17 protein-coding genes are annotated in these 13,443 nt (G+C 47.4%); 12 read left to right on the top strand and 5 right to left on the bottom strand.

From position 1 onward, the window contains the following. A complete protein-coding gene (coaE, locus tag ABJO30_04540; GenBank protein MEP3232075.1) occupies positions 1-585 on the top strand; it encodes a dephospho-CoA kinase in 585 nt (194 codons plus the stop codon). Positions 586-657: 72 nt separating this feature from the next. Further along, positions 658-1,362 carry a DNA polymerase III subunit epsilon gene (dnaQ, locus tag ABJO30_04535; protein MEP3232074.1) on the top strand — a complete coding sequence of 235 codons (705 nt, stop codon included), beginning with the start codon at positions 658-660 and terminating at the stop codon, positions 1,360-1,362. 53 nt (positions 1,363-1,415) lie between these two features. On the opposite strand, the gene secB is transcribed toward dnaQ, so the two are convergent. Further along, a complete protein-coding gene (gene secB, locus ABJO30_04530) occupies positions 1,416-1,922 on the bottom strand; it encodes a protein-export chaperone SecB (protein MEP3232073.1) in 507 nt (168 codons plus the stop codon). Positions 1,923-2,002: 80 nt separating this feature from the next. Continuing rightward, positions 2,003-2,518, bottom strand: coding sequence for an FxsA family protein (locus ABJO30_04525; protein ID MEP3232072.1), 516 nt, complete (start codon positions 2,516-2,518; stop codon positions 2,003-2,005). A gap of 240 nt (positions 2,519-2,758) precedes the next feature. Here ABJO30_04525 and ABJO30_04520 point away from each other — a divergent pair, with 240 nt between their 5' ends. The 4 genes from ABJO30_04520 (at position 2,759) to ABJO30_04505 (ending at position 5,686) form a co-directional block, all read left to right on the top strand. Continuing rightward, a complete protein-coding gene (locus tag ABJO30_04520) occupies positions 2,759-3,484 on the top strand; it encodes a Tim44/TimA family putative adaptor protein (GenBank protein MEP3232071.1) in 726 nt (241 codons plus the stop codon). Positions 3,485-3,492: 8 nt separating this feature from the next. Continuing rightward, positions 3,493-4,599, top strand: a complete 1,107-nt coding sequence (locus ABJO30_04515; protein MEP3232070.1) for an MltA domain-containing protein — start codon at positions 3,493-3,495, stop codon at positions 4,597-4,599. 15 nt (positions 4,600-4,614) lie between these two features. Next, complete coding sequence (locus tag ABJO30_04510) at positions 4,615-5,235, top strand: Smr/MutS family protein (GenBank protein MEP3232069.1); 621 nt, start codon at positions 4,615-4,617, stop codon at positions 5,233-5,235. Positions 5,236-5,314: 79 nt separating this feature from the next. Then, a complete protein-coding gene (locus ABJO30_04505) occupies positions 5,315-5,686 on the top strand; it encodes a helix-turn-helix transcriptional regulator (GenBank protein MEP3232068.1) in 372 nt (123 codons plus the stop codon). A 16-nt stretch (positions 5,687-5,702) separates the two neighbouring features. On the opposite strand, the gene hslU is transcribed toward ABJO30_04505, so the two are convergent. Genes hslU through hslV form a run of 3 tightly spaced genes read right to left on the bottom strand, consistent with a single transcriptional unit; the run spans position 5,703 to position 8,717 of the window. Next, positions 5,703-7,010 (bottom strand): ATP-dependent protease ATPase subunit HslU, encoded by a 1,308-nt coding sequence (gene hslU, locus ABJO30_04500; GenBank protein ID MEP3232067.1) that lies wholly within the window; start codon positions 7,008-7,010, stop codon positions 5,703-5,705. Continuing rightward, positions 7,007-8,152, bottom strand: coding sequence for a hypothetical protein (locus ABJO30_04495; protein MEP3232066.1), 1,146 nt, complete (start codon positions 8,150-8,152; stop codon positions 7,007-7,009). Before ABJO30_04495 ends, hslU begins: the two co-directional genes overlap by 4 nt. Beyond that, positions 8,142-8,717: an ATP-dependent protease subunit HslV gene (gene hslV / locus ABJO30_04490; protein MEP3232065.1), complete on the bottom strand. Its 576-nt coding sequence runs from the start codon at positions 8,715-8,717 to the stop codon at positions 8,142-8,144. Before hslV ends, ABJO30_04495 begins: the two co-directional genes overlap by 11 nt. A 120-nt stretch (positions 8,718-8,837) precedes the next feature. Between hslV and ABJO30_04485 the strand changes: the two genes are divergently transcribed. The 6 genes from ABJO30_04485 (at position 8,838) to hisF (ending at position 13,436) form a co-directional block, all read left to right on the top strand. After that, positions 8,838-9,827, top strand: coding sequence for an NAD(P)-dependent oxidoreductase (locus ABJO30_04485; protein MEP3232064.1), 990 nt, complete (start codon positions 8,838-8,840; stop codon positions 9,825-9,827). Positions 9,828-9,958: 131 nt separating this feature from the next. After that, entirely contained in the window at positions 9,959-10,552 is a 594-nt protein-coding gene (gene hisB / locus ABJO30_04480; GenBank protein MEP3232063.1) for an imidazoleglycerol-phosphate dehydratase HisB, read from the top strand. Positions 10,553-10,654: 102 nt separating this feature from the next. Beyond that, complete coding sequence (locus ABJO30_04475) at positions 10,655-11,167, top strand: DUF2628 domain-containing protein (GenBank protein ID MEP3232062.1); 513 nt, start codon at positions 10,655-10,657, stop codon at positions 11,165-11,167. Next, positions 11,164-11,814 (top strand): imidazole glycerol phosphate synthase subunit HisH, encoded by a 651-nt coding sequence (gene hisH / locus ABJO30_04470; protein MEP3232061.1) that lies wholly within the window; start codon positions 11,164-11,166, stop codon positions 11,812-11,814. The genes ABJO30_04475 and hisH overlap by 4 nt, the downstream gene beginning before the upstream one ends. A 1-nt stretch (position 11,815) precedes the next feature. Then, complete coding sequence (gene hisA / locus ABJO30_04465; protein ID MEP3232060.1) at positions 11,816-12,550, top strand: 1-(5-phosphoribosyl)-5-[(5-phosphoribosylamino)methylideneamino]imidazole-4-carboxamide isomerase; 735 nt, start codon at positions 11,816-11,818, stop codon at positions 12,548-12,550. A 115-nt stretch (positions 12,551-12,665) separates the two neighbouring features. After that, on the top strand, positions 12,666-13,436 hold the full coding sequence (hisF, locus tag ABJO30_04460) for an imidazole glycerol phosphate synthase subunit HisF (GenBank protein ID MEP3232059.1): 771 nt from the start codon (positions 12,666-12,668) through the stop codon (positions 13,434-13,436). The last annotated feature ends 7 nt before the right edge of the window (positions 13,437-13,443 follow it).

Here is a 13,443-nt window from a genome sequence, read left to right as displayed (position 1 = left end):
ATGATCATCCTTGGGCTCACAGGTTCAATTGGAATGGGAAAATCCACCACGGCGACCATGTTTCGTGAAATGGGCGTTCCTGTGCATGATGCTGATGCAACCGTGCATGATCTTTATGAAGGTGAACTTGTCGCGCCATTGGAAGCGGAATTTCCAGGTGTTGCAAAAAATGGCACGGTTGATCGTGCCGCTTTATCAAAATATGTGGTTGGCAATGAAGCGGCGATGAAAAAACTCGAAGCACTTGTTCATCCTGCCGTGCAGCAACGCGAGAAAGATTTTCTATCAAAAGCACAACAAGACGGCGCACCGATTGTCGTTTTGGACAACCCTTTACTGTTTGAAATGGGTAGAAGTGACCGTGTTGATAAAATTCTGGTCGTCACCGCCCCTGAAAATATCCAGCGCGAGCGGGTATTGGCTCGCGCTGATATGACGGCAGAGAAATTTGAACATATTTTATCCCGTCAAACACCAGACAGCGAAAAGCGAGAGCGTGGTGATTTTATCTTAGATACGTCACTTGGTATGGATGCAGCGAAAGAAACGGTTTCAAAAATCATCGCGCAATTATCTTCTGAATAAAAATCGATTGCCTGCATATTTCAGCCAATGATTGAATCAAGCAGACTATACTCATTGGAGGTGAGGTAAGTTATGCGCGAAATTGTCTTTGATACGGAAACAACAGGCTTTGATCCAACAGCGGGTGACCGTGTTGTTGAGATTGGCTGTGTGGAATTAATCAATCAGGTGCCAACCGGCAATACCTATCATGTTTATATCAACCCAGAGCGAGACATGCCTGAGGGCGCGTTCAAGGTTCATGGGCTTTCTGAAGAGTTTCTCTCAGACAAACCAAAATTTGCTGAAATTGCTGATGGGTTCATCGAGTTTGTCGGTGATGATGGCGTATTAATCGCGCATAATGCGAGCTTCGATATGAAGTTCATGAATTTTGAACTGAAAAAACTATCGTATCCTGCCTATAGCAATGACCGCGTTATCGATACGCTGGAAATTGCAAGACGCAAACATCCAATGGGGCCGAATACCCTTGATGCGCTTTGTTCGCGGTACAATGTTGATAATTCAAGACGCGAAAAACACGGCGCTTTGCTGGATGCGGAGTTGTTGGCTGATGTTTATATCGAGCTTATGGGTGGCAAACAGCGCGGGCTAGATTTTGCAACAGATGAAAAAGTAGCGACCACCACCCAAACAACCAACAAGCGTGAGGCACTTCAACGGCCAAACCCATTGCCAAGCCGTTTAACGCAAGAAGCCAGTGCGGCGCATCGCGCTTTTGTGGAAGAGCTTGGTTCCGAGACGCTATGGCACAAGGTCTGGGATAAAAAATAGGCGACCGAAGCCGCCTATCAAATTCATATTCGTAAATTCAAGAAACAAACGATTTAGTTCGTTTTATCGTTTGTACCTTCTTGCTCAAGGCGTTGGCGGTAAAGTGCTGCGAAATCAACTGGGTCGATCATGAGTGGCGGGAAGCCACCGTCGCGAGTACCTTCAGCAACGATTTGACGTGCAAATGGGAAGAGCAATCTTGGGCATTCGATCAAAACAACTGGGTGTATATGCTCTGCTGGCACGCCTGTAATTCTGAAAACACCAGCGTAAAGCAATTCAACATTGAAAAGCACATCGTCTTTTGTTTTCGCTTCGGCTTCCAGTTTGATTGAGACCTCATATTCAGTCTCACCCAAAGCTTGAGCATTTACATTCACTGCAATGCTGATTTCTGGTTGTTCCTGCTGACCCTGCAAAGACATCGGTGCCCGTGGGTTTTCGAAGGAATAATCTTTTACATATTGCGCAAGAGTATTGAGTTGAACCTGTGCGTTTGGATCAGGTGCACCAGCACCATTTGCTTCAGCTTCGGTCTTTTTAGCAGGTTTCTTAGCCATTATCGTCCTCATAAAATGTTCGCCGAGGTGCTAACACGCACAAGACAATGAAACAAGCTATTCGAGGAAATTGGCAGTAATTACTTGTTCCAAGGAGATTTGGGATCTGTCGGGCCAAACTCTGTTTCTTCTAAATCAATCACCGGTCCTTGTTTTGGACTGTTTGCTCCCCCAGCATCGTTATTTGCTCCAAAGGGATTGCCACCTTGTTCGGTTTGTCCATTCGGTGTGATCGTTTGAAATGATATTCTTGATTTTAAGAAAGCCCATATGCCATCGCGTATTGGCGGGATAAACAACAAAAATCCGCAGCTATCGGTGACAAAACCAGGTGTTAGGAGAAAAATGCCAGCAACAACCAGCATCACACCGTGAACAAGTGCCCGTCCGGGCATTTGGTTCGCTTTTGTTTGTTCTTGTGCTTCCCGCAATAATTGAAAACCTTGGTGGCGCAATAAAAGCGTTCCAAGAAAGGCTGTGACGAGAATCATGCCCAATGTAGGCCACAGGCCAATTATATCGCCAACCATAATGAAGACGGAAATCTCCAAAATAGGGATGGCAAGGAGTAAAAAAGGTAAAAAACTGAGGCGCATGATGCTTTCTAGAACAATTTTACAGAAATATGAGGCTTCATTAGTTGGCGAGTACGGTGGTTATATGCGATGTAGGCGTTGAATGAACAAAATACCAGCACATATAATGTAGACAACATTATCTCATCTATTGCTCAACACGTGATAGAAATGCCGGTAAGTTTTGAAATAAGATGCTTGGCGATTGTGCCGAGGCGCTATTTACATAGCTTTTATGAACGCAAACAAGAGTACAGGCCAATGCAGTTCGATTTTTACACTATTCTCGCTATCGTTATTACGGTTGTTGTAATTTTCCAAATCCGCAATGTGCTGGGAAAGCGCAACGGCAATGAACGCCCGCCGTTTGATCCCTATTCATCAAAGTCTGAAAGCAAGGCTGATAAAAACGGCAACGACAATGTGGTTGAGCTGCCCCGTCGTAAAGGAGCGCCTGAACCTGTATTGAACCCACAATTAGAAGAAGACCACAGTGTAACTGCAGTGATTGATCGTCTTTCTGAAACGGGTACGGCGTTGAATGATGGCCTCAAGAAAATTGTTGAAGTCGATGAAATGTTCGACCCGGAAGAATTTCTTGGAGGGGCAAAATCAGCTTATGAGTACATCGTTACAGCTTTTGCCGCTGGTGATCGCAAAACGCTCAAGAACCTTCTTTCTGCGGATGTTTTTGATGGCTTTAGCGCGGCGATTAAAGATCGCGAAGAACGCGAAGAAACAATCGACTTTTCATTCGTTGGTATCAACAAGGCTAATCTTGTGTCAGCTGACCTTATCAAAGGCATTGCCCGCGTTGAGGTGGATTTCAAAAGTGAAATCATTCAGGCCACAATGGATGAAGAAGGCCGCGTCGTTGATGGTGATCCAAATGCCGTGGATGAAGTTAAAGACCTTTGGACATTTGAGCGCGATACCACTTCAGGTGATCCAAACTGGAAATTGGTAGCGACTGAAACACCAGACTGAGGCTTAAGATGGTGACGTCTTCCCTTTTAAGCGATGCACTCACTTTTGATGATTTGCCTGGTTGGGCAGAGGATGATCACGCCGCTGCCCTCGATGCGTTCTTAAAGAGTGCCCAGAAAATGCAAGAAAAGCCCCCTAAAACGCGGGCGCTTGGTTTGAATGGCGAAGCTTTGTCAGAAATTGGCGGTTGGCTGATGTCACTTGATGAAGGTGTTTTAGGCAACGAAGCCCGTTTGTTTTTCGAAGATCATTTTGTCCCGCGGCTAATCCAGCCTTCAGAGAAGGCCAAAAGCGATGATCGTGGATTTGTGACGGGCTATTATGAACCTGAGGTTTTGGGTTCGCGGATAAAGTCAGAGCGCTTTAGTGCGCCCCTTTTACGTCGGCCTCATGATCTGGTTCGTATTGCTGATTTGGCAGAGGAAGATGTTCCTAAAGGTTGGGATCCTGAAATTCGTTTTGCTCGCCAGCTAGCAGATGGCATTGGGCCGTATCATAACCGCCAAGCAATTTCATCAGGGGCTGTTGCTGATCAAGAGCTTGAGATTGTTTATCTGGAAGACCCGGTTGACGCTTTTTTTATCCATATTCAAGGGTCAGCTCGTATCCGCTTAGATGAGGGCGGTATTATGCGGGTGAGTTATGCGGCGAAAACTGGTCATGCATATACAGCGATTGGCCGTGAGTTGATCAAACGCGGCGAAATTGCGCGCGAGAAAATGTCGATGGAGGCCATTCGCTCGTGGTTGGGTGATAACCCTGATCAGCAAGACGAAGTAATGTGGCAAAACCAATCGTACATTTTCTTTGATGAGATTGAGAACCTTGACCCCGAAGATGGCCCAATAGGTGCCGCCAACGTTCCTCTGTCATCAATGCGCTCAATGGCGGTCGATCGTTTGCTTCATACATTTGGTTCGCCAATTTTTCTCAATGCAAATTTGCAAGGCGGGTTTCAGCATTTGATGATTGGTCAGGATACAGGGTCTGCTATTGTTGGCCCTGCGCGCGGAGATATTTATTTCGGTAGCGGCCTTGAAGCGGAAAAAATTGCAGGCGCAGTTCAACATGCGGCAGATTTTTATCTCCTTTGGCCTAAAAATCAGCCCTTGTAATTCAGGCTAAAGTTGATGGCGAAAAGATCAGGAAAAAATCTAAGTTCAGAAGATCGCCGTTTGTGGAAAAAGGTCACAGATACGGTAACGCCTAGGAACATTAACTCAATAAATGTTGATGACGAGTTTTTGGCGGCTATGCAAAATACCAATAAATCAGCAAATAATGCACATATTTACATAAAAAAATCACCGCTCTCTAAAGTTGCAATGCCCTCTTATTCGCCGCCAGTTAGTCGGCAGAAATCACCGTCCTCAACAATGCCACCTTTGCTAGGATACAATAAGCGTGAGAAATCGCGGCTATCACGCGGCCACACAACTATAGATGGCAAGATCGATTTACATGGACTTACCCAAGATCAAGCTCATAAAGCTTTGCACATATTCGTTGGTCGGGCTGTTGCCAGTGGGTGGAAAAATGTGCTTGTTATCACTGGTAAAGGAACAACACATTATAACCACAGTTTAAAATCATATGGAGAATTCGGGCAAGAATCGCCAGGTGTTCTCCGGCGAAAAGTACCTTTGTGGTTAAGTGAACCTTCTTTAAGAAACATGGTTCTTGGATATGAAACTGCAAGCACATCTCATGGGGGGACTGGTGCGCTTTTTGTAAGACTAAGGAAAAAATAACAGCCCTTTCTAATGACGGTTAGGAAGGTTGTCTCCTCAAGAACCTATGAACATTTTTTATAGCTATGTGGATTAGACGATGACCCCATTTGGACAAAAAATCCGGCAGATACGCCGGACAAAAAATGTCAGTTTAAAAGAAATGGCTGAAGGAGTAGGTGTATCCAGCGCCTATCTGTCAGCACTAGAGCACGGTAAACGTGGCACACCGACTTGGGCGATGGTCCAGCGGATTATTGCTTATTTCAACATTATTTGGGATGAGGCAGAAGAACTTCAGCGGTTAGCCGAAATTTCTAATCCTCGTATTGTTGTTGATACAGCTGGCCTCGATCCAAAAGCCACAGAACTAGCCAATCGCCTATCAACGGATATTGGGCGGATTGAAGTGACAGTATTGGAAGATCTGATCTTAATGCTCGCAAAGGGCGCTGTGAACAGCCCCAGCTAATACCAGATTTAAGCCGCTATAAAATATAGCGGCTTAAATCGGCATTTTTGGCAAGATCACCAATTTCTCGATTTACGAATTCAGCGTCAATTTCCACGGTTTCGCCCGCGCGATCTGTTGCGGTGAAGCTGATGTCGTCGAGAATGCGTTCGATCACGGTTTGCAAACGGCGCGCACCGATATTCTCAACACTTGCGTTAATTGAAACCGACAAGTCTGCGATCGTATCAATAGCATCTTCTGTGAATGAGAGAGTTACCTCCTCAGTGCCTAAAAGAGCGACAGATTGTTTGATTAAGCTTGCCTCGGTATCGCTTAAGATGCTCACAAAATCGCCTTTGGTGAGTGCTTGCAGTTCCACACGAATTGGCAAACGACCTTGAAGCTCTGGCAAAAGATCGGATGGTTTTGAAACGTGAAAAGCGCCTGATGCAATGAAGAGAATATGATCGGTTTTAACGGGACCATATTTTGTTGAAACGGTTGTTCCTTCAACCAGTGGCAAGAGGTCGCGCTGAACACCTTCGCGGGAAACGTCGCCACCACGAGCACCGTCTCGCACGGCGATTTTATCAATCTCGTCTAAGAAGACGATGCCGTTATTTTCAACTGATTCCATCGCTTCAGTGACCACTTGGTCATCATCCAATAATTTATCGGATTCCTCAGCTAATAAAACTTCGTATGAATCGCGCACCATCAGTTTGCGGGTTTTCGTGCGACCGCCGAAAGCTTTGCCGAACATATCATTGAGGTTCATCACACCAATCGATCCGCCAGGCATACCAGGGATATCCATATTGGGCATCCCGCCGCCATTGTCAGCGACTTCGATTTCAATTTCTTTTTCATCCAGCTGGCCTTCGCGCAATTTTTTGCGAAAACTGTCGCGGGTTGCGGGGCTGGCTGTATCGCCGACGAGTGCATCAAGGACACGGTCTTCCGCCATTTGATGGGCTTTGGCTTCCACGTCTTTGCGCTTTTTCTCGCGGATGAGGCCGATGCCTACTTCCACAAGATCGCGGATCATTTGTTCCACGTCGCGGCCGACATAGCCAACTTCTGTGAATTTAGTGGCTTCGACTTTTAAGAACGGCGCACCAGCTAGTTTTGCAAGACGGCGCGAAATCTCAGTTTTACCAACACCGGTTGGGCCGATCATGAGGATGTTTTTTGGCATCACCTCTTCACGCATTGATCCTTCCAACTGCTGCCGCCGCCAACGGTTGCGCAGCGCAATGGCCACAGCACGTTTGGCGTCTTTTTGGCCAATAATGTAACGATCAAGTTCGGATACGATTTCGCGAGGAGAAAAATTTGTCATGCTGGTTGTTCTTCTTTGAGATCAGAAATTTGTGCAAGAGCGATCGGCGGCACACGGTTGGCAATTGCGCTTGGAACCATGGTCATAATGAGGCGTCGAAGCGGTGACCATCCAATGCCAAGGACCACCACCAAGACACCGATAAATAAGACGGGAACTGCAAATTGTAAGGAACTGTCTAAACCGAGTGCTTTGACGATTTGAGTGAAAGCCCCAGCCATATAGAGCAAGCTGGATACAAGAAATGCGCGTCGGTCTATGATGAGGGCGATCAAAGTGAGGATTGTAAACATTACCAAGATGAGAGGAATGCTAATTTGATCCCATGATCCCGTCGCCAAAATGGAATGGATCATTAGGGGTGCGGCCAATAGATGCAGCCAAAATGCATTTTCTGATAAACGGGTGACACGAATTCGGTCTTTGAGGTCGAACCTCATTGCGAAGAGGAAGACGATAAAGCCAAGTCCACCAATGACGAAACGCAGGTCATGTGCCGTAAGATTAGGCGTGATGCTATTTATGATTGAAACGCCTAGCCCAACCAGTGTGGCAGCAACCACTAACATTACAAATGGTAGGCGATATCTGGCGTAAAAGAGGGAAATGCCGATAAAGGCGCTCAAGAAGAATAAAGCGATACTTACCGCATTCAATTGAACACTTGATTGAACAAAGAGGCTCGCAGCAGGTGCCATGATTTGCATGCCGAACAAACCAGCCCATAAAGCAATCGCTAAACTTAAAAACAGGCTTGATAGGGGAAGCCGAAGTTTCCGCGTTACAATTTCAGCGATGACAATGCCAACAATCAAAAGAATGGCAGCACCCACAGCCCCTGACATAAATTCAATTAAGCTGCGTGCAGAATTTACACCTTTACTAAACGAGAGTGCATTGCCGGTGATTGCAAAATTCAAAACCGTAGCACCAACACTCAAAAACATTATGCCGAGTGCGATGAAGATGTCACGAAAACCACGGAGCAATCGAAACGGCTCGTCCCGCGTCTCAAGTTCTTGGAAGCGCGGGCTGTCGTCGTTTGCATGAACCCGTTTTGAAAAGGCATTAAGCTGTTCAGCCTGTTCACCAGTAATGATGCCTTCGCTGACTGCATTCGCAAGGTCGGTTTTATTCAGCATCCATTGTCTCCACGACGAGATTGTCATTGGTATAGACGCAAATCTCGGAGGCGATTTTCATTGATTTACGGGCAATTTCTTCGGCGCTCAAATCCATATCGCTGAGGGCGCGTGCTGCGGCGAGGGCAAAGTTACCACCTGAGCCGATGGCCGCAATCCCGCCTTCAGGTTCAAATACATCGCCCGCGCCGGAGATCATTAGGCTGACTTCCTTGTTGGCAACTAATAAAAGCGCTTCAAGATTGCGCAGATATTTGTCGGTGCGCCAGTCTTTGGCCAGCTCCACGGCTGCCCGCATAAGATTGTCTGGATATTGCTCAAGTTTGGTTTCTAACCGTTCTAAAAGCGTGAAGGCATCAGCGGTTGATCCGGCAAAACCTGCAATCACATCGCCATTGCCGATACGGCGGACTTTTCTGGAATTGGATTTTACAACGGTTTGACCCATGGAGGCCTGCCCATCGCCCGCAATCACTACTTTGCCACCCTTACGGATCATAACAATGGTTGTTGCGTGGACCTTGCCAAAGGCTGATGCGTGGTTGTTATCGCCTGAAAAGTTCATGTTTCCTCCTGCGGCCACCAGAGCGTCAGACTGATTTTAGTCTGATTTTTTGAGCCGTTGGTCAATTTCTGTCGCTTTATGTAATCACCTCGGCGTGATTTGCAAACAGCCGAGTGGGATATGCCTGTTAGGATCGCCAAAAATTTGGAGGATAATATGAAAGTCGGATTTATTGGTCTTGGTAATGTAGGTGCGAAACTTGCGGGCAGTTTGGTTCGCAATGGTTTTGATACGGTGGTGCATGATTTATCAAAAGAAGCGGCTGAACCGCTTGTCACCGCTGGCGCTGCATGGGCCAATTCACCGAAGGAGATGGCGGAAATCTGTGAGGTGGTTATCACCTGCTTACCAAGCCCAGCGGCCTGTGCGGCTGTTGTCGAAGGTGAAAACGGACTGATTGAAGGATTTTCCAAAGGCGATATTTGGCTTGAGATGAGCACGACGGATGAGGCGGAAGTAAAACGTCTCGGCGCTAAGTTGGAACCATTGGGTGTGATGGCGATGGATTGCCCTGTTTCTGGTGGGTGCCATCGGGCAGCAACGGGCAATATCTCAATCTTTGCTGGTGGCCCGCGTGAAAGTTTTGATCGGGCCTTGCCTCTGCTCACTCGCCTTGGACGCCGTGTTTTGCATACGGGGCCGCTCGGATCAGCGTCGATTTTGAAAGTCATGACCAATTATCTGGCAACGGCGAACCTTCTCACTGTTTGCGAAGCGCTCACCACGATGAAAGGCGCGGGGCTTGATATGGCGACCACCTATGAAGCGATCAAAATTTCGTCTGGCACGTCGTTCGTACATGAGACTGAGAGCCAAGTGATTTTGAACGGCAGCCGATGCGTCGACTTCACCATGGATTTGGTGCTCAAGGATATTGGCCTTTTCCAAATAATTGCAGAACGGGCAGGCATTGATCTTGAAATCTCGCCTTTGATTATTGATCTCATGAAAGATGGCCAAAACCGTTTTGGGGCACGGGCGCAATCAGACCGAATGATTGAACGGTTTGAAGAAGCAACGGGCCTTGAAATTCGTGCTGACGGCTTTCCGGCAGAATTGATGGATGATGAGCCAGAAGAAGAAGGCTATGAAATTAAGCCCGCGACGTGAAATCAGGCTGTAAATTGATGCTTCTGTGGTGACGGGGGCGAAAGTTGCTCTTCATTGAAAGCAATGTTAAGTCCCTTTTCATCAAAAATGGCTAGTTTCTGTCATTAGATAATTTGCAGAGAAGATGACCCATGCGTACTGGATCGATTAAAAGAACCACGAATGAAACTGATATTAGCGTTGAGCTGAACATTGATGGCACTGGCGCCTATGATGTTGAGACGGGCGTTGGCTTCTTTGATCATATGCTGGAACAACTTTCTCGCCATTCACTGATGGACCTTAAAGTGCGCGCCAAAGGCGATCTGCACATTGATGCTCACCACACATCTGAAGATGTGGGCATTGCCATTGGTCAAGCGTTCAAACAAGCGCTTGGCGACATGAAAGGCATCACCCGTTATGCTTCGCTCGATCTTCCAATGGACGAAACGCTAACCCGTGCGGCCGTTGATGTATCTGGTCGCCCTTATCTCGTTTGGTATGTGGATTTCACCCGCGACAAGATTGGTGATTATGACACGGAGCTTTTCCGCGAGTTCTTTATCGCTTTTGCACAAAACGCTGGCATCACGCTGCATGTTCAAAACATTTACGGCGAGAACAATCACCATATTGCAGAAACCTGCTTTAAAGCGGTTGCCCGTGTGTTGCGTATGGCAGCAACGATTGACCCACGCGCAGCAGATAGCTTGCCAACCACTAAGGGCAAATTGGGTGATTAGGGTCTAGACCTTAGAGTTTCATCGTCATTTCCTTGCACTTTCAGCTAAAATTCGCCAAATAGATATTAATCGCTTTGTCTGAATTGGAAGAGTAGTGAGCGCATGGCCGCTTATCGTGTTTTTGAATTTCCAAATGCTATGCCCGAGCAGGTGCAGGACGGCAGAAACGTCGAGCTGATACGCGACGGCTTTTCGGTCCTCGTGCTCTTGTTTCCTGTCCTTTGGCTTTTGTGGAATCGTGTATGGCTCGGCTTTGCGATTTACGTCGTTTTTCTTCTGATCTTTGTTTTAGCCAGTGAATTGATCAATCCGCTGATTGGTTTCTTTTTGAATAGCTTGCTGGGCCTGTATCTTGCCTTTGAAGGCACAAATTGGCGGGCGAAGAAATATCTTCGAAATGGCTGGCAGGAAGTGGACGTTGTTTTGGCGAGCAACTATGAGGAAGCAGAAATGCGCGCCTTTGCTAATCGTGATGATAGTGTCGTGCACGAAGTGCCAGAGCATCAAGAACAAATTCTTTCAAAACGTATTTCGCAGGCCCTGAAAAGGCCGCCATCAAAAACAAAATCAGTGATTGGGTCTTTCCCATCCCCTTCAACAAGGTCGCGTTCATGAAAATTGCCATAATTGACTACGGCTCAGGCAATTTGGCCTCAGCTGGCAAAGCCTTTGAGCGTGCCGCAAGAGAAGCAGGCTTGAACGCTGAGATTTCGATCACCTCAGATCCTGATTACGTCGCCAATGCAGACCGCATTGTTTTGCCAGGTGTTGGTGCATTTGCTGATTGCCGCAAGGGACTTGATAGTGTCGACGGAATGCTGGCATCCCTTAATGAAGCAATCATTCAAAAAGCACGTCCATTCTTAGGCATTTGCGTTGGCCACCAGCTTATGGCGAGCCGTGGGTTGGAGAAGGAAACAACAAACGGCCTTGATTGGATTAAGAGCGATGTTGTTGAAATCAAACCAAGTGACCCAACATTAAAAATTCCACATATGGGTTGGAACACGCTTGATGTGAAATTTGATCACCCAATCTTTGACGGCATTGAAACGGGTGAAAAGGGTCTGCATGCCTATTTCGTGCACTCCTACCATATGATGCCGACGGACGGCGATGTGGTTCTTGCTACCTCAAACTATGGTGGCGACATCACCGCGATGGTCGCCCATGAAAACCGCATCGGTACTCAATTCCACCCAGAAAAAAGCCAGACACTGGGTCTGGCTCTCATTGCTAATTTCTTGAAATGGAAAATTTAAGATGATCCTCTTCCCCGCCATCGATCTTAAAGACGGTGAATGTGTGCGCTTGAAGCTTGGTGATATGGATCAAGCAACGGTTTTCAATGATAATCCAGGCGCGCAGGCTAAGGCGTTTCAAGATCAAGGTTTTGAATGGCTGCATGTGGTTGACCTCAACGGTGCTTTTGCAGGCAAGCCCGTGAATGGCGATGCAGTTGATGCGATTTTGAAAAGCACAACCAATCCCGTGCAGCTCGGCGGCGGTATTCGTGATCTTAAGCAAATCGAGACGTGGCTTGATAAAGGCATCAAACGCGTCATCCTTGGCACAGTCGCGGTGCGTGATCCTGAGCTTGTTAAAGAGGCCTGTCGTTTGTTCCCCGATCAAGTGGCTGTCGGCATTGATGCAAAGGGCGGTTATGTGGCGGTTGAAGGGTGGGATGAAACATCTGAACTCACCACAATTGATCTAGCGAAGAAATTTGAAGATGCGGGTGTCTCGGCGATTATCTTCACGGATATTGACCGCGATGGTATTTTAAAAGGCCTCAATTTCCCATCCACCATTGCGCTCGGTGATGCGGTTTCTATTCCGGTTATTGCCTCAGGCGGTTTGGCGTCCATTGATGACGTAAAGCGCTTGATGGAACCTGATTGTGCGAAACTCGAAGGCGCCATTTCTGGTCGCGCCCTATATGATGGCCGCCTTGATCCAGCGGAAGCGATGGCGGTGATTAAAGGGACAGCATCATGACTCTCAAATCCCGCGTAATTCCGTGTCTTGATGTGAAAGGCGCCCGCCTCGCGCGCAACTACGTAGTAGTGAGCACGGGCAAACGTAAGAATCGACGCGATGGAGGATTATCCGTATGACTCTCAAATCTCGTGTCATCCCCTGCCTAGATGTAAAAGACGGTCGCGTCGTTAAGGGTGTGAACTTCGTTGATCTTATGGATGCTGGCGATCCGGTTGAAGCGGCAAAGGCTTATGATGCGGCGGGCGCTGATGAGCTGACTTTTCTCGACATCACTGCCTCATCTGATAACCGCGATACAATCTTCGATGTGGTGCGCGAAACGGCGGAACATTGTTTCATGCCGCTCACTGTTGGTGGTGGCGTGCGCAAGGTGGAAGATATTCGCAAATTGCTTTTGGCAGGTGCTGATAAAGTTTCGATCAATACGGCAGCCGTGAAAAACCGTGATTTCGTCAATGAAGCTGCCAACAAGTTTGGCAATCAATGCATTGTCGTCGCAATCGACGCGAAAGCCGTGGGTGATACTTGGGAAATTTTCACCCATGGTGGCCGTGAACCAACGGGTATCAACGCAATTGAATTTGCCAAAGACATGGCCGCACGTGGGGCGGGCGAAATTTTGCTCACCAGCATGGACCGCGATGGCACGAAGTCGGGTTTTGACAACAAAGTCACACGCGCAATTGCGGACAGCATTTCCATTCCAGTGATCGCCTCAGGCGGTGTCGGTGAGCTTGATCATTTTGTCGATGGTGTGAAAGAGGGCGGTGCGAGCGCTGTGCTTGCTGCATCGGTTTTTCACTTTGGTACTTTCACTATTGGCCAAGTGAAGCATCATATGGCAAAAGCTGGTATAGACATGCGACTTGACGGTCTTGCTTGAGGCAATT

Source organism: Hyphomicrobiales bacterium (genome assembly GCA_039973685.1).
In the GTDB taxonomy this organism is placed as follows: domain Bacteria; phylum Pseudomonadota; class Alphaproteobacteria; order Rhizobiales; family JACESI01; genus JACESI01.
The sequence above is the reverse complement of the archived record's forward strand: the minus strand, read 5'-3'. Positions and strand labels throughout refer to the sequence as shown.